Origin of the sequence: Paenibacillus sinopodophylli, assembly GCF_005930355.1 — a bacterium.
Classification (GTDB): domain Bacteria; phylum Bacillota; class Bacilli; order Paenibacillales; family Paenibacillaceae; genus Pristimantibacillus; species Pristimantibacillus sinopodophylli.
Map to the genome: position 1 here is coordinate 172,487 of NZ_VDBO01000008.1, position 15,756 is coordinate 188,242.

At 46.9% G+C, this 15,756-nt stretch carries 18 protein-coding genes; 17 read left to right on the forward strand and 1 reads right to left on the reverse strand.

The features are described 5' to 3' along the window. The coding region (locus tag FGT79_RS31320) for an S-layer homology domain-containing protein (RefSeq protein WP_171056390.1) at positions 1–1,544 on the forward strand (1,544 nt) is incomplete at its 5' end. Positions 1,545–1,944: 400 nt separating this feature from the next. Here the strand turns inward: FGT79_RS31320 and FGT79_RS22940 are convergent. Continuing rightward, on the reverse strand, positions 1,945–2,202 hold the full coding sequence (locus FGT79_RS22940; protein ID WP_138755172.1) for a transposase: 258 nt from the start codon (positions 2,200–2,202) through the stop codon (positions 1,945–1,947). 410 nt (positions 2,203–2,612) lie between these two features. Between FGT79_RS22940 and FGT79_RS22945 the strand changes: the two genes are divergently transcribed. The 16 genes from FGT79_RS22945 (at position 2,613) to FGT79_RS23010 (ending at position 15,689) form a co-directional block, all read left to right on the forward strand. Then, entirely contained in the window at positions 2,613–3,842 is a 1,230-nt protein-coding gene (locus FGT79_RS22945; RefSeq protein ID WP_138755173.1) for a LolA family protein, read from the forward strand. Positions 3,843–3,990: 148 nt separating this feature from the next. Further along, complete coding sequence (gene alr, locus FGT79_RS22950; RefSeq protein ID WP_138755174.1) at positions 3,991–5,181, forward strand: alanine racemase; 1,191 nt, start codon at positions 3,991–3,993, stop codon at positions 5,179–5,181. A gap of 222 nt (positions 5,182–5,403) precedes the next feature. After that, positions 5,404–5,685 carry a CopG family ribbon-helix-helix protein gene (locus FGT79_RS22955; protein WP_028609437.1) on the forward strand — a complete coding sequence of 94 codons (282 nt, stop codon included), beginning with the start codon at positions 5,404–5,406 and terminating at the stop codon, positions 5,683–5,685. A gap of 3 nt (positions 5,686–5,688) precedes the next feature. Continuing rightward, the gene (locus FGT79_RS22960; protein WP_028609438.1) at positions 5,689–6,039 is read left to right on the forward strand and encodes a type II toxin-antitoxin system PemK/MazF family toxin; all 351 of its coding nucleotides are present in this window, start codon (positions 5,689–5,691) and stop codon (positions 6,037–6,039) included. A 248-nt stretch (positions 6,040–6,287) separates the two neighbouring features. Next, positions 6,288–7,016, forward strand: a complete 729-nt coding sequence (locus FGT79_RS22965) for an SAF domain-containing protein (RefSeq protein ID WP_246096567.1) — start codon at positions 6,288–6,290, stop codon at positions 7,014–7,016. Next, positions 7,013–7,861: a CpaE/TadZ family protein gene (locus FGT79_RS22970; RefSeq protein ID WP_138755175.1), complete on the forward strand. Its 849-nt coding sequence runs from the start codon at positions 7,013–7,015 to the stop codon at positions 7,859–7,861. Before FGT79_RS22965 ends, FGT79_RS22970 begins: the two co-directional genes overlap by 4 nt. Continuing rightward, positions 7,816–9,231: an ATPase, T2SS/T4P/T4SS family gene (locus FGT79_RS22975; protein ID WP_246096568.1), complete on the forward strand. Its 1,416-nt coding sequence runs from the start codon at positions 7,816–7,818 to the stop codon at positions 9,229–9,231. Before FGT79_RS22970 ends, FGT79_RS22975 begins: the two co-directional genes overlap by 46 nt. Further along, positions 9,224–10,159 carry a type II secretion system F family protein gene (locus FGT79_RS22980; RefSeq protein WP_138755176.1) on the forward strand — a complete coding sequence of 312 codons (936 nt, stop codon included), beginning with the start codon at positions 9,224–9,226 and terminating at the stop codon, positions 10,157–10,159. Before FGT79_RS22975 ends, FGT79_RS22980 begins: the two co-directional genes overlap by 8 nt. Before the next feature lie 13 nt (positions 10,160–10,172). Beyond that, positions 10,173–11,069, forward strand: coding sequence for a hypothetical protein (locus tag FGT79_RS22985; protein ID WP_138755177.1), 897 nt, complete (start codon positions 10,173–10,175; stop codon positions 11,067–11,069). Positions 11,070–11,101: 32 nt separating this feature from the next. After that, positions 11,102–11,251, forward strand: coding sequence for a hypothetical protein (locus FGT79_RS31325; protein ID WP_171056391.1), 150 nt, complete (start codon positions 11,102–11,104; stop codon positions 11,249–11,251). A gap of 44 nt (positions 11,252–11,295) precedes the next feature. After that, on the forward strand, positions 11,296–11,442 hold the full coding sequence (locus FGT79_RS31330; protein WP_171056392.1) for a hypothetical protein: 147 nt from the start codon (positions 11,296–11,298) through the stop codon (positions 11,440–11,442). Continuing rightward, a complete protein-coding gene (locus tag FGT79_RS22990) occupies positions 11,439–11,864 on the forward strand; it encodes a hypothetical protein (RefSeq protein WP_138755178.1) in 426 nt (141 codons plus the stop codon). Before FGT79_RS31330 ends, FGT79_RS22990 begins: the two co-directional genes overlap by 4 nt. 20 nt (positions 11,865–11,884) lie before the next feature. Further along, positions 11,885–12,370 carry a hypothetical protein gene (locus FGT79_RS22995; protein WP_138755179.1) on the forward strand — a complete coding sequence of 162 codons (486 nt, stop codon included), beginning with the start codon at positions 11,885–11,887 and terminating at the stop codon, positions 12,368–12,370. Positions 12,371–12,430: 60 nt separating this feature from the next. Further along, on the forward strand, positions 12,431–13,654 hold the full coding sequence (locus FGT79_RS23000; protein ID WP_138755180.1) for a M24 family metallopeptidase: 1,224 nt from the start codon (positions 12,431–12,433) through the stop codon (positions 13,652–13,654). A 21-nt stretch (positions 13,655–13,675) separates the two neighbouring features. Continuing rightward, the gene (locus FGT79_RS23005) at positions 13,676–14,155 is read left to right on the forward strand and encodes a PH domain-containing protein (RefSeq protein WP_138755181.1); all 480 of its coding nucleotides are present in this window, start codon (positions 13,676–13,678) and stop codon (positions 14,153–14,155) included. Further along, entirely contained in the window at positions 14,148–15,689 is a 1,542-nt protein-coding gene (locus FGT79_RS23010) for a PH domain-containing protein (protein WP_171056393.1), read from the forward strand. The genes FGT79_RS23005 and FGT79_RS23010 overlap by 8 nt, the downstream gene beginning before the upstream one ends. Positions 15,690–15,756 lie beyond the last annotated feature (67 nt).

The following is a 15,756-nucleotide window of genomic DNA, read 5'->3' on the forward strand; positions in this document are numbered from 1 at the left end:
TGCCAGAACCTGTTGTGCTAGAAGCGATCTCTGCGTCACCAGCAACGGTATCGTTAACTGCAGGACAGAATCAAGCACTGAGCGTAACAGCAAGCTACTCCGATGAAAGTGAAACGGAAGTTACGTCAAGTGCTGAGTACGTCACAAGTAACAATGCAGTAGCTACAGTTGATGCGTCAGGCGTTGTAAAGGCCGTCAGTGCAGGAAGTGCAACGATCACGATTAGCTATGGTGGAAAGACTGTACAGGTAGCGGTAATCGTATCACCAAAACCTGTTGTGCTAGAAGCGATCTCTGCGTCACCAGATTCGGTATCGTTAACTGCAGGACAGGATGAAGCATTGAGCGTAACAGCAACCTACTCCGATGAAAGTGAAACGGAAGTTACGTCAAGTGCTGCGTACGGCACAAGCAACGGCGCAGTAGCTACAGTTGATGCGTCAGGCGTTGTACAAGCCGTCAGTGCAGGAAGTGCAACGATCACGATTACCTTTGGTGGAAAGACTGTACAGGTAGCGGTAATCGTATTACCAGTACTACCAGAACCTGTTGTGTTAGAAGCGATATCTGCGTCACCAGCAACGGTATCGTTAACTGCAGGACAGAATCAAGCACTGAGCGTAACAGCGAGCTACTCTGATGAAAGTGAAACGACAGTTACGTCAAGTGCTGCGTACGTCACAAGCAACAGCGCAGTAGCTACAGTTGATGCGTCAGGTATAATTAAAGCACAAACAGCTGGGACAGCTGTGATCACAGTCTCATTTAACGGGAAAAGCGTTTCTGTTCAAGTGACAGTAACTTCAAGTGGAGGTAATTCAGGAGGCGGCACTAATAATGGTAACGGCTCAGGAGTAGTTACAACGCCTAATCCAACAGAACCTACTGAGCCAACACCGACACCATCTATACAACCTACAGTGACCCAACCAGTCTTTAGCGACAAAGTTAATTCAGAAACTATACGATTAATGGTTGTTCGTGCGCAGCAAGCTTCGAATGTAAGCTATTCGGATGTTCCGTCAACTTCATGGAGTGCTTCAGTTATTGAGCAAGCAGCTCGGATGGGCTTTGCATCAGGTTATACAGACGGTACGTTCAAGCCACAGAATAGTGTGACTCGAGCTGAGTTTGCTACAATGGTCATGAAAGCATTTGGTTTGATAGCAACAAGTACTAATAAGTTTAGTGATACGGAAGGGCATTGGGGAGCCGATGCAATAAGTACATTGAATTCTCTTGGAGTTATATTAGGATACAGCGACGGTAGCTTTCATCCTAATCAAGAAATTACACGTGCTGAGATGGTAGTTATCCTTTCTCGGTTAACGATTTTTGTATCTTCCGAGACTAGCTTTACAGACGTGGCATCTAACAACTGGGCATCAGATGCAATAAGTGCATTTGCAGCAGCAGGTATTGTGTCTGGAAAAGCAGATGGTGAGTTTAAGCCATCGGAATCGGCAACTCGCGCTGAGTCTGTTGCAATGATTATTCGTCTTATCGATAAATTGCTACAAGTAGATTCTATTGATCGTCCTTAATGATAACTAGGAAGTTATGAAAAAATAACGAATAGATTTACTTGAGTTAACCTTAATAAATCCCCGTGTGGATTACAGTATTATGTTCATGTTGGTATGAACGTAATATTGTTTCCACACGGGGATATTTATTGCTTCCTGAGGGTAGACGATGATCGTGAATAAGATAATCTGTATACTTTCTTTCATAAAAGGACGGTCACCTCTTAAAGGTAGTTTTGTTCACTTGGTTTGATTATACATTTACTTTCAAATATCACTTATCTTCCTGTTGCACTTTAACCTTCTTCTGTCGTCTAGCAGATGTTCGACTTGGGGGACGTAATAGTCGCTCTTCCCACAACGCAAACGGCTTCCAAAGCAATGGTTTTAACTAACTCTCATCGTTGCAATACCGATCTTAAGCCGAAAAGTCCACATACCCTTGGTCAAACACGTAGGTAACCTGAACTTCATCGATAAGCGTAGCCATGTGGGTCGTATCGTTCTTCTTCGCTGGCGTGATCGTCGCTTTGTATGGAAGTACCTCATTTTCAGCAAAAAAAGCCACGCGTAAATGGACCTTGATCCCTGCTTTAATTTTGCGAAACTCAGCCCATATGTAAGTCTGTAAACAAAGAGAAACCCTTTGTAAAGGTTTTTTCTTTTGCCCAGCCACTAAAAAAGCTGATTATTATGGAAATTTAGATAAAATTTATGCAACGTTAGTGAGCCCAGGGATCTGACTTTTCCCTGGGCTTCATGTATAAACATGAGTTTCTCTATGCCAATTGGTATATTTTTATATAAGTTGAACTAAACATTAGCATTATTTTGTATAACGGACATCACAGATCCTTATATAGTGATAAGTTGGTGAAAAGAACGAATAATGGGCTGTAAAGTTTAAATCATAGCATGCTTTACTTCTTCGACACGCAGATGTGCATTTCCTTAGTTCAACTTATAGAGCTTGGTTGTATACATATAAAAATATAGCCAAGCACATGCCAGTCCGCATAATTGGTCAAGTCCCCTCATAGACATGTTATCAGCCAGTAAAAAACAATGTGCAGAGGGGATGATTACATGCGTCGCATGACATGGACCGCGGCAGTATTATTATGTTTTTCATTAGTACTAGCAGCATGCGGAACGAAGGACGCCGAGTCCGTGGTTAAGGAGCTCGACAAAGTAGTAAACAGCATGGAGAGCTACCAAGGAAGCGGAACGATGACGCTGAGAACAGGACAGCAGCCGCTTGAGTATAAGGTAGAGGTATCTTACCAGAAGCCGCAATACTACCGGATCAAGTTAACGAACGAAGAAAAGGATATTACTCAAATTGTGCTTCGCAATGACGACGGCGTATTCGTTCTTACACCTAAGCTGAATAAAGTATTCCGCTTCCAAAGTGATTGGCCGCAAAACCAAGGTCAGGTGTACTTGTACCAAACGCTCGTTCAAAGTATCCTTGTCGACAATTCTAGACAGTTCGTCATCGACGAAGACAAATACGTTTTTGACGTGATGGCCAACTATAATAATGGCACGCTGGCCCGTCAAAAAATTTGGCTAAATAAATCAGACTATAAGCCAGTCCAGGTTGAAGTCAGCGATACGAATGCAGCCGTGATGGTAGAGGTGAAGTTCGATACGTTTGACTTTGGGCCGAAATTCGATAAAGCCGTATTCGAGACAGAAGCGAACATGAATGCAACGCCTTCGAGTCAATCAACGGAAGAGCCGACCATGACGCAGCCAGAAGATGAGAGTACCAATAGTACGACTGAAGGAACGGTTGATGACACGGATGCCGATACTGAAGCAAATGCGGGTTCTGATGAAAATCAGGCGGCAAATGGTAATCAATCAGGAAATGACAGTGCCGTGGATGGCGACGATCAAACGAACAACAGCGGCAATTCATCTGACGACGAGGGTGATGATGCTACGGCAAGTGCGAAGCCGGAAGGTGTGTCTGCTTTCACTGCCATGAAACCTACTTATCTGCCAGCAGGCGTAGAGGAGCCAGAGCTCATCGACATCGTATTTGGCGGCAACCCAGGGCTGATGCTGCGATATGCAGGAGATTATAGCTACACGCTTATCCAAACCGAGCCGAAAGATCAAGCCGCATCATTGGTACAGGGCTTGCTCGTGGATATTGGCTTCACAATGGGGCAATTGAGCGGTGAAGAGCAGCAGACCTTAACATGGACCTATGAAGGGCATCAGTTCCGCCTGACAAGTGCAAATCTGCCAGAATCCGAAATGATTAAGGTCGCACAATCGGTACAAGGTGAAATCGGGAAATAAAACGGATAAACAGCTGATTTTCCAAGACGTACTAGCTTTTTTGGAGGTTCGGTTCATTGACAGTCTAGGCAGCAAGGTTTAACATTATTGCTATTGATGTTTGCTGCTCGGACTGTTATGGCTGCCAAATAAGGAGAAGGTGAACGGCTTGGATTCGTATTATCGCCCCACTAGGGTTGAATTGTCATTAGATGCATTGCAACATAATTTACAGGCTTTCCGAAATGTGATTCCGAATCATTGCAAGATTATGGCTTCTGTTAAAGCGAACGCGTATGGTCACGGTGCAGTTGAGATCGCGCGAGCAGCAGAACGCTTTGGTGTAGACTATTTGGGCGTAGCATTTCTGGATGAAGCGCTGCAATTGCGTACGGCTGGCGTCCGAACTCCGATTCTTGTTCTTGGATTCGTAGCAGCGGATGCCTTGTTAGCCGCAAGGAACCATAATATTACGATAAGTCTCTTCCGAGACGATATTCTTGCTGCGGTCTCCGAGTTGCCGCCAGACCCGAATGGGAGAAGGCTTAAAGTTCATATTAAGATGGATTCCGGTATGGGCAGATTGGGCATAATCGGCAAGGATGCCGTTCTGTCCTTCATCGAGAAGGCGCTTCAAGTGCCGGAGTTGGAAGTGGAAGGGCTGTTCACGCATTACGCGCGGGCTGATGAGGCGGACAAAAGCTATACTGAGCTTCAGTATAACAGATTTCATGAAGTAGCTGAGCATGTGGAGCAGCAGGGCTGGCCCATTCCGATTATTCATGCTGCGAACAGTGCGGCTAGCATTGATACGCCTAAGTGGGCAGGCGGAATGCTGCGACTCGGCGTAAGCATGTATGGATTATACCCATCCCAAGAGGTAAATCAACAGTTGATTTCGCTTGAGCCTGTATTGACCCTCAAGACAGAGGTTGTGATGGTCAAGACTGTGCCGGCAGGCTGGGGAATAAGCTATGGTACGCGCTATTTTTCCACAACAGAAGAGAGCATCGGAACGCTTCCGATTGGATATGCGGATGGATATAGCCGAATGCTGACAGGTAAAGCCTATGGGCTCATAAGAGGTGTGAAAGCTCCGATACTCGGCACGATCTGTATGGACCAGTGTATGATTGCGCTTGATTCTGCTGCAACTGAAATAGATGGCCCAGTTGAAACAGGCGAAGAGGTTGTGCTTATTGGCCGTCAAGGCGATTCAGTCATTACGGTAGAGGACATAGCGGACCAGCTAGGAACGATTAATTATGAAATTATTTGCATGCTTGCATCTCGTATACCACGCACATACGTCAGCGGAGGCCGAACGATTGCGATACAAAACCCCATTGCTCAGTCATAAATAGAGATGGTAATTGTTTCAACTTACAAAATTTCGTAAATGAAGAGGTATTTCGCCAAAAACCTCGAATGTAATAATTGTAGATCATCTATAAAGACTATACATGAAAACATACAGCATATTTGATATACGGCTATCATACATATGTTGAAGTATAGTTACGGCAATATATTGTCATAATGTGTAGTAAGGTTATGGAAAAGTTTTGGGGGTGCGAGTTCGGTGGCCAATGTACAAAATACCAAAAGAATCATGATTAGCCTGCCAGATCATTTGCTGGAGGAGGTTGACGGGATTGTTGCCAAGGAAAACTCCAACCGCAGCGAATTTATTCGGCAAGCTATGAAGCTTTATTTGGTGGAGCGCAAAAAACGACAAATACGTGAATCCATGCAGCGCGGGTATATGGAAATGGCGAAAATAAACCTGAACATGGCCTCGGAAGCTTTTCAAGCGGAGGAAGAAGCAGATCATACGTTAGGCCGTCTCGTAAGCGGGGTGTAGAGGTTGATTGTAAAACGTGGTGATGTTTTTTTTGCGGATTTATCGCCTGTTGTCGGATCAGAGCAGGGAGGCGTACGCCCCGTTCTGGTCATTCAGAATGATATTGGAAACCGGTTCAGCCCTACAGTAATCGTAGCCGCAATAACGGCACAGATTCAGAAGGCTAAGCTGCCTACCCATGTTGAAATGGACGCAGCGGCGCATGGGTTTGATCGCGATTCGGTCGTGCTTCTCGAACAGATTCGGACGATCGATAAGCAGAGGCTGACGGATAAGATCACACATTTGGATGATGAAACGATGCGTAAAGTGGACGATGCTTTGCTTATCAGCGTAGGTTTAATTGATTTTTGAACATATTAAGAGTCAAGGCTATTTAGCGTATAGAAGGGGAAACCTTCTGCTGAATGGCTTTTTTTGTCGTCTTTTACAGTAAAATGTTGAAAATAGGAAAAAAATGATAGACAAATGAAAGTATATTTTGCTATTATGAACTCAATTAGTTAAGTAAACCTATATACGAGCACGATTATGCGAAGAACGCACTCAGTAAGCCTTAGATGGCTGCTGGTGCGTTCTTTTTTTGTTCAGAGAGGAGCGAAATGATGAGAAAACGAAGAAATGCCATCATCAGCCTAACTGCAGCGGTACTTTCGGCAAGCTTGGTTTATGGCTTGTACGAGCTGCAGCGTGATCAAATCGAGAAAGAAGAGACGGTAGCCGTTCTCGTGCCGAAACGTTTCATCGGAGCAGGAGAGCGAATTCAAGAAAGTGATTTGGAATACAAAATGGTGCCGCAAAACGTACTTGTTCCCGACATGGTTATGAAGCTGGAGGAGGCTGCGGGGAAGGAAACCATCATCCCGCTTGGCAAAGGGGAGCCCCTTCTCATATGGAAGGTGGATGCCTTTCATCTGCAGCCGAGACGTTCGGAATCAACTTTCCAAATTCCTAAGGAGTATATCCGTTCCATATCGAATGGCATTCGTGCAGGAGATAAAGTATTGCTCTATGCATCTGGAGAGGGGATGTCATCAGGCAGATTATTCCCGAAATCGGTTACCGTTGCATCCGTGAAATCATCAGGCAATGTAGAGATCGACAATATCGAGAATCCGAATATTATTTCCAGAGCGGAAGGGAACAAGGAGCAAATGTATGCTTCAAGGCGTGAGGCGAACGGCATGATCGATTACTTGAACTTGAATTTAACGGAGGAGCAGTGGATTCTGCTCGATGGACTTTGTAAAGGGGGAGCTCTCAAGCTGGTCGTAGCGTACAGCCCGGAATCTTTCGATCTGGCCGAGGGCAAGGAGGCTGGTGGGCCGTGACAGCTGCTATAGCGCCGCTAGCCGTATTTGTTGGCACGACACCTAATATCGGAACGACGGCTGCAGCATTTGCAGCAGCTTATCGGATAGGGGAGGAAAGTGGTAAGCCGATCGGCTATTTATGCCTCAATCTCAAAAGTGCAAAGATGCATCGCTATCTAGGTGTAGACGAGCCTCTCGTCACGCTCGACAAGCTCCGTCCTGAGCTGCGTTCCTATTCGTTGACGCCGGATATGCTGCGCAGGGCTGCTTATCCTGTACCGCATCAGCCGAATGTACAAGTACTGTTCGGCAACATGATGCGGGACCAAGCGGAGTATTTCACACCAGAAGAAGCAGAACATTTGCTTGCTGTCGCGGAGCAAACCTTCGCGTTTGTTATTGCTGACGTAGGCGCATATTGGGATAACGCTGCTACGATATGTGCGTTGCGAAAAGCAGGTTCGCGTGTGCTTGTCACTACACCGCTCTTATCCCATTTTCAAGAAGACGGCAGGCGCTGGATTGGACAGGTATCTCCTTTATTCGGAATTAATCCCGAGCAGTACGATGCAATCCTTATTAATGGTCCATGGAGAAATGGAGGCTATCAGATGAAGCACATTTGTAAAGAGCTTGGAACGTCGGCGCTCGGTCAGCTTCAATTAAGCGAGCAAGTCTCTACCCAATTGGATAATGGAACGTATGCGCAGTGGCTGAAGACAGACAGTGGGGGAACGGAAGCGATGAGGGGGCCGGCTAAGGCGATTATGCAGCGGCATGGTATTCGGAGTATAGGAATGTCTGTGGCTGTGCAGCCTTGGTACCGCAAGCTGCTGTCTCACCGGAATGGTACAAGCTCGTGACGGCGCAGCAGAATCGATTCTCTCCATCGGGCTTTGCAGCCCAGATGCAGTCCGATAGGGAGAAGGATGAGAATGAACCACTCTCACCTTATCAGACTGCTGATACACAAGGAGAATTCGCAAGGCTTGCGGATGATATCCGTTCCTATTTAAGCACTCCGCATGGACTTGGCGAGGATGAGCGAAGGCAGTACAGCGAAATGTTGAATCGAGCGGTGCTTGGCTACTCACAAGAACGAGAGCAGGTGCTTGCTGTCATTACAGACCGATTAATCAGGCTTCGTATTCATCGCTTGGATCAGATGCAGCATCCATTCCAGTCGCTTGCAGAAGCTTTGTTCGCTGAGGTAATCGGCTTGAACGTGCTGGAGCTAGTCCTGACAGATAAGGAGGAGCTAGAGGAAATTCAGGTCGTAGGAACAAGTATTTTCGTCGTCAAAAATGGACGAGCGAAGCGTTCTGTCTATTGTTTTGACAGTGTACGAGAGGTGGAGCGGATTCAGCAAAATTTGGTTTTATACAATAACGATCGCATTAATCCGCGCAAGAAATGGGCTGAAGTCATGCTGCGGGACGGATCTCGTGTAACGATGACGGGATTCGGCTTCACGGCTAGTCCTACTCTGACCATCCGGTTTTACACGGTTCGCAGTTTTGGTCTCGGAACGCTATGCCATCCGAGCTATAGGACGATGAACGAACCGATCAAAGCGATGCTGCAATCGATTCTGGATGCACGCTTCAATGTCATTATTATTGGACCAACAAACTCAGGCAAAACGAATCTAATGAAAGCGCTCATTGCGGAGCTTCCGGACGAAGAACGGATCATTACGATTGAAAGTCGCTTCGAGATGATGCTTGGCCGTGATTTTCCTACCAAAAATGTGATCGAATATACGACAGATGAAGAAGATGGTTACCATCGATCTGATCAAGCATTCAAGCTGGCACTGCGGCAATCGCCGCAGCGAATCATTCACGCTGAGATCCGTGACTTGGATGCGAACATCTACGTACGTGCCTGCACGCGCGGACACTCGGGCAGCATGACGACCGTACATGCCAATACCCTTGAGGATGTGCCCGATGCCATTACGGATATGTGTATGCAAGATGGCAGAGGGATGGATGCGGAACGACTCGCCAAACGGATTACGCAATATGTTACTGAAATTGGAATCGAGATGGCTCACTTAGGAGGAAGACGCGTTATTAGCCGAATCGGTGCGTTCGGGTGGGTGAACGGGCAAGTTAGTATTAGCGACTGGGTAAAGTACGATGAACGAGTCGATGATTGGCTTTATCCTAAGGAGCCGTCTGCATTCGCTGCTAGAAGGCTTGCTGCAGGAGTGAACCGTTATGAATGAGGTATCTTCTGCTGCGACTGCAGTATTGTTGTTCTGCTTCTTGTTTATGATGTTCGTGAATCTGTTTGTTATAAGGTCGAAGGAGCAGCAGCTCGTTAGCCGGCTTGCTTATCGTACGGACCGTAGTCTTCGTGCAAGAGCCGTGGAGCGGTTTAAGCGATACGCATGGCTGTACCAGCATTTGTCGGATATGCTGGAAACATTGCGTATGTCGATATTGCCATCAACTTTTGCATCTATTTCCGCGATGCTGCTATTAGTTGGACTTGCTTCAGGAGGCATCTTCTTTCAAAGCATTAAGGGAACCTTGTTGTTTGGCTTATTATTAGGCTCCTTACCCTATACGGTTCTTAGGTCGCTGCTTGTCCATCGGCGAATGCAAACACAAATGGATTTTTTGCCTGCTGTGGAGCTCTTTTATCAATGCTACTTGATAACGGGCGAACGTCAAATTCGAATAGCTCTGCAGCGTACAGTAGAGGAGAGAAGGCTGCTTGGTCCGATGCAGGCGGTATTCGAGCAGCTGTATCGCAATTTATCGGTGCGAGGAGATGACGAAGCAAGTCTGAGGCTGCTCTCCGCATCGCTCGGACATTTATGGGCAGATTATTTTGTGCATATTTTGCGAGTGGCGCTTGCGGAGGGAGTAAGCGTATCTGATAGCTTGAAGGAGTTGCTTACGGATATGCGTAAGGCGAGGCGGGCGAGTGAACAGGAACGGAACAGATTGCTGGAAATTCGTGTGGCCAATTTTTCTCCATTGTTATTTTTAGCTTTATTTATCGGCATTAATCTGCGCTACAACAAGGATAATTCCTATGTCTATTATGTTATTGATCCCATGGGAAGGGATATGCTGCTGAATGCAGCAGTACTTATTTTTGGATCATTCTTGATGGGATTGTGGCTGTCGCGCAAAAAGATGTGAAAGGAGCAATTGCATGCCAGAGTGGACAGAGAGTCTATTGACGTTCGCATTTATTGCGGGGCAATGCTTGTTTGGAACGGCTGCTATTTATGCGCTGCTGCAGTTATGGCCGGAGCGTCCAGCCAGATGGAAACATCTGACGGTCGTTTCCGCTTGGCGTACGCGAGAGGTGCCGGAGCAGTGGCTTCACATGGCTCGAATATCGAGGCGTAAGGCTTTCTTCGTGGAAAGAGAGCTGCTGCTGGCTGGCTGTGGGATTACCGCTGACGCTGCATGGTATGTACTTGCGAGACGGGTACTTGTATGCGTAATTGCTGTTTTAATTATAGGCATTGTCATCGTTCATGAATGGTTAAATGCATATGTGCCTGTCACTTATATAGCCCCCGGCTTGCTGCTCGGAATGCTCTTTATCCAACTCGACGTTGTATGGCTGCGTTCGATCCGGAAAATGCGTGCACTGCAGGTGACCAAAGAAATATTCGTGATCAGTAAGCAATTGCTCTACTTGTCTGATTCTTCACTGCATATTCATGCAAAGCTGCTGCGCTGTGTTCCGTTTACACGGACGATTCGCATCGAACTAAATCAATTGCTGGCTGAGTGGTATCACGATGCAGGTGGAGCGCTGCAGCGCTTCAAGCAGCGGCTTGGCACAGAAGAGGGATTGAGCTTTGTAGAGACGCTTGATGCGCTCAGACTGCATGAAAGCCCACAATATTACGAGCTGCTGCGCGTGAGAATTGAGGACTATAAGGAGAAGATCGAGCTGGCTAAGGAAAGCCGCAAGGAATCGACTTCATATGTGCTGTTTATTATCGCGGGCATTCCAATCTTGTATACGTTTCAAATCTTTATTTATCCGTGGGTGAGAGAAGGGCAGAAGCTGTTTGAATCTTTAAATGGCTAGCTGCATGAGCAGGAATGGAAGGAGGTGAGAGCATGCGCAATATATTGATGACTGTCATGATGCTAGTCGTTGTAATCGTGTTGTTCAATACGATTATCGCTCAAGACGGAACGGGAACTAGCAGTCAAATCAAAACACAAGGCACATCAGCTAATACGAAGATTAGCCAAATGCTTCCTTAGTTCGTTATATCCTGATAAGCAAAAGCTAGCGGAGGTGTCAGGGTTTGCGCGGAATTCTAATTTCCATGCTGTTGTTGGTAGCTGTTCTCGCCTGCTATCAAGCCATTGTCGAAGGTGATACAGGGATGAAGCAGCAGATTGACGGAGCGGGCAGTTCGATCAGCTCACATATTCGGAGCATGAGCCCATGAAACAGATTTTAATTTTCGTATTGTTTGCAGCTCTGCTATGCTGGCTAATGTTTTCTCCGATATACAAGCATGTGCTTATTGTTCGCCAAGCGGTATTGCAGCAGGAGGTGGATTATTTGCTTGAAGTTGGAGCGAGTGGAAGCTACGGGTACATTAGTGCGGCAATGCAAGAGCAGTCTAGGCAGCGCTTGGCTCGTTTCGGCATGCGGCCAGACGATATATCCTATGAGCTTTCATCGACGAGTGGCCAGTCAGCCTCCGATTCAAGCAATCCATTGCTGCGCGGAACGGGCATTTCATTAACGATGAGCTACCCCTATGAAAATCTATTTGAAATTGATCGTTTAATAGGCTTGACGCCTCCATTGCCAACAGAGCGGATGCGAGCGTTCGGCATGAAAATGAGTGAATATGTGCCATAAGAGGAGAGGCGGGTGAATCGATGTACAAGCTGCTGCTAATCGTCGTCATGATGTCGATTTGGCTTTCGGTTCATCTGCTGCAGGTAGAGGAAGAGCTCGCTATGCAAACCTTGTTTCAAGGCAAGCATGCCGTTAATCGAGCCGCCCATGCGGCTGCCCAGCAGGTGGATGCGGCAGCGCTTAGCGAGGGGATACTCCGATTATCCCCAGAGGCTGCAGCTGATGAAGCGGCTCTATACCTGCAAAGAAATTTACTGCTGGATGAAAGCGGCGAGCCGGTGGCTGGATCTTTTTTGAAAGAACGGGTGGAGGTAGAGGTGTTCGAGGTCGTGAATGCAGACGAAATGTTTCCGTACACCTATAGGAATACAGCATACGATTATGAGGTAACTCTCCATCATCCAGGCGTCATATTGATTGTACATATAATGTATCCGCGCGGATTTCAAATCATGGAGCCGATTGAATGGCATATTAAGGGGGCGGCTGAGCTCACATCAGGTTGACGAAGTTTTGGATAATTGGTGTAATAAGGGGAGGGAGCTTATATAGGAGTTGATGATTCAATGTTGGATATCGTTGCCGATATACCTAGAGAACTTATTTATGAGAGAATTGGACGGTTGCAGGCTGTTATGCTTGCGGAGGGTATAGATGCGTTTCTACTTACACAAAACGTCGATCTATATTATTTCAGCGGTTCGATGCAGAATGGCTATTTGTTTATTCCAAGCACCGGCGAGGCTACTTTCTACGTTCGTCGCAGTGTTCAGCGTGCGAAGCTGGAGACCGCTATACGTGTAGCCGAGCTTGGTGCTTTTCGGTTATTTGGTGAAACGCTCGCGCAGCACTATGCGTATTTGGGAAGCAAAGGGGAGGAGTTCCGGATCGCAGCTGATCTAGATGTTATGCCTGCGCAGCTTTATCTCAAGCTGAAGGAACTGCTTGGATCTGCAGTACGCCTCGAAATGGTGGACGGATCATCTCATATCCGGAAGCTCCGCATGATTAAGTCAGCATGGGAGATTAGTCGGATAGAAGGGGCAGCTGGGGTGGTTGCTGAGTCTTTGACCGCTGCCCTGCATGTGCTCAGAGAGGGGATAAGCGAGCTTGAATGGATGGCGCGGATAGAATACGAGCTGAGGATTCGGGGTCATATCGGCTTAATGCGTATGCGTGGCTTTAATCAAGAAATTACGACAGGCATGGTCATCTCCGGTCCCGCTGCAGCTGTTCCGTCTTATTTCGACGGACCGGCAGGCGGGATGGGGCTCGGAGCAGCTTCGCCGCAAAGTGTCAGTCGTTCAATCATTAAGCGCAATGAGCCGATCCTAATCGATGTTGGGTGCTGTGTAGATGGGTATGTCATTGATCAGACCCGTACAGCTGTAATTGGCAAGCTGCCAGAGATACTTCAGCATGCTTACGAGGTGTCGGAGTTATTAATGGCTAGTACCGAGAAGAGGATGCTTCCAGGTACGCCTTGCTCATCCTTGTACGAGGCAGCCCTCGCAGAGTGTGCTTCCGCTAACCTGTCAGACCATTTCATGGGGTACGGCACTGATCAAGCGAAATTTCTCGGTCATGGCATTGGTCTTGAGATTGATGAGTGGCCTGTGCTGGCAAAAGGCTTCGGAATGCCTCTTGAGCCAGGGATGGTGCTTGCTGTTGAACCGAAATTCACATTTCCCGGTCTTGGGGTAGTAGGTGTTGAGAACAGCTACTTAATAACCGAGCAAGGGCCGCGGACGCTGACTGGGTTCAAGGAAGGGTTAATTATATTGCCGTAAATAGGGGGAGGAAATTCAGTAATGAATCGAGAGCTTACCAAGCGGCTCCATCGTGATTATGTAAAGGTTTATCGAATAAGCGAGCTTATATCAAATGGTATTTTTTTAGCGTTCATTATTGCGTATTTTATTTGCGCTTCTATTTGGGAGTGGACGCTTCTTCCCGGTTGGATTGCTTTGTTCATTTGTGCGGTATCGCTTGTTTTATTTACTTGGATTTTTCCGCAAATAACGTATAAGCGATTTCAATATGAGCTATTTGAGAATGAACTTGAAATTCAATCTGGTCTTGTTTTTATAAGCAATGTGCTCATTCCGATGGTGCGTGTACAGCATGTGGAGCTTGAAAGTGGACCACTCATGCGCAAATATGATTTGGCGAGCGTATCCGTCGTTACTGCGGCTACAACACATAAGATTAGCGGGCTGAAACTAGGGGAGGCGCAGCAGCTCAAGCTTAGAATCGGTTCGTTGGCTAAGGTGGATGAACAAGATGAATGAACGTCGCACGCTCCATCCCATCTATATTCTATTTGGACTGCTGAGTACGCTTCGCGGGTTTCTTCCGTTCATCTTAATCGGTTTGCTGAGGGGGACAGATTGGACGGGATTGGAATGGTATTGGTATGCCGGTGTTTCAGTGCTGTCCATTATCATTGTTGTATTCAGTTATATACAGTGGAAGAGCTTCGGTTTCTGGCTGGAGAGCGATCGGATTATTATTCGCAAAGGCTGGCTGTTCAGGGACGAGAAAACCATTTATTACACGCGAATTCATACCGTTAATGTAGAGCAGCCTCTCGTTCAGCGGCTGCTTAAATTGGCGCAGGTCAAGATCGAGACGCCTGGCGGAAATAAGAAGGCAGATGGCATATTGCCTGCACTCTCTCTCCGCGAAGCAAGCGATATTCAGCAGATGCTGAAGAAGCAGGCAACAGAAGCGTCAAAGACTGAAGAAATAGATGAGTCGGGATACCTTGAGTTACAGCAGCCGTCATCATCCGATGGGCAATTCGTGATGGAAATTAATCATAAGCAGCTTGTGGATCAACTTGAAAGCCAGCATATCGAGCAAAGGACGGTCATTTCGCTTCATGCGGGACAGCTTATGCAGGCAGCTGCAACCTCCATGAATTTTGGTTTGGTTGCTGCATTTATGGCTGGTCTCTATTCTTTCGCGAACGACTTCATCAACCAACTGCTTCCATACCATTTTTTCGAGAGCGTGGTTGAGGATTCATCCAGTCTGATGCCAAGCGTTGTCATCGTTATCGTTGTGGCAATAGCAGGCTTATTAATCGCGTGGCTGCTATCTATTCTTCTGTATGTGCTCAAGTACAGCGGCTTTAAAGTAAACAGAGATGGCCGGCAGATTACGGTCTCTTATGGTCTTCTGGAGAAGAAGTCATTCGTATTTGATCCGAGAAAGGTGCAGGCCGTCATCATCAAGGAAGGATGGCTTAGGCAAACATTCGGCTATGCGGAGATACAGCTTCAGATCGTGTCATCTGATAAGAAAGAGCAGCTTATGCTGCATCCTTTTGTGAAGCGCTCGGATATACAGAAGGTGCTGAGCGAATTTGTACCGCAACTGAATCATCCTTCTAGTATTCGGCTGAAGGGTCCACCCAAGCGGGCATATCTATATTATATTCGAATCGAGTTGCTTGTTGTTGTCTTGTTATGCGCGGCTGCCATAGTTTTCTTGAAAGAGACTGGTTTGTGGTCGCTCTTGTTCGTACCGCTTGTGCTTGGGTGGAGGAGAAGCTGCTACCTTGCGGCAGGAGTGAGTTTGGATAAAGGACAGCTTACACTTCGCAAGCGATTTTTATCGAGATCTACCTATTTGATCAAGCGGCCGCAGATTGTCACTATGCGTGTCAATCGTTCAATCGGACAGGAACGGAGACAGCTGCTCACTTTATCGGTAAGGGTGCTCGGAAGCCCGTATGACTACCAAGTCAAATGTTTGGAACGCGCGGATGTGGAGCCGGTTTGGCAGTGGTACAGCCGCAGCCAAAATGGACATAAGTAGCGGAGAAAGCTGAATGTTACAATAGCTGCAGAGGAGCTCGATGCCTCTGCAGCTATTTTGTTGTTAG

Coding starts and splice junctions, on each gene's coding strand:
- FGT79_RS22965 (WP_246096567.1), top strand. CDS start 6,288: ATGATGAGAAAACGAAGAAATGCCATCATCAGCCTAACTGCAGCGGTA.
- FGT79_RS22985 (WP_138755177.1), top strand. CDS start 10,173: ATGCCAGAGTGGACAGAGAGTCTATTGACGTTCGCATTTATTGCGGGG.
- FGT79_RS23005 (WP_138755181.1), top strand. CDS start 13,676: ATGAATCGAGAGCTTACCAAGCGGCTCCATCGTGATTATGTAAAGGTT.
- FGT79_RS22990 (WP_138755178.1), top strand. CDS start 11,439: ATGAAACAGATTTTAATTTTCGTATTGTTTGCAGCTCTGCTATGCTGG.
- FGT79_RS22945 (WP_138755173.1), top strand. CDS start 2,613: ATGCGTCGCATGACATGGACCGCGGCAGTATTATTATGTTTTTCATTA.
- FGT79_RS23010 (WP_171056393.1), top strand. CDS start 14,148: ATGAATGAACGTCGCACGCTCCATCCCATCTATATTCTATTTGGACTG.
- FGT79_RS31325 (WP_171056391.1), top strand. CDS start 11,102: ATGCGCAATATATTGATGACTGTCATGATGCTAGTCGTTGTAATCGTG.
- FGT79_RS22995 (WP_138755179.1), top strand. CDS start 11,885: ATGTACAAGCTGCTGCTAATCGTCGTCATGATGTCGATTTGGCTTTCG.
- FGT79_RS22980 (WP_138755176.1), top strand. CDS start 9,224: ATGAATGAGGTATCTTCTGCTGCGACTGCAGTATTGTTGTTCTGCTTC.
- FGT79_RS23000 (WP_138755180.1), top strand. CDS start 12,431: ATGTTGGATATCGTTGCCGATATACCTAGAGAACTTATTTATGAGAGA.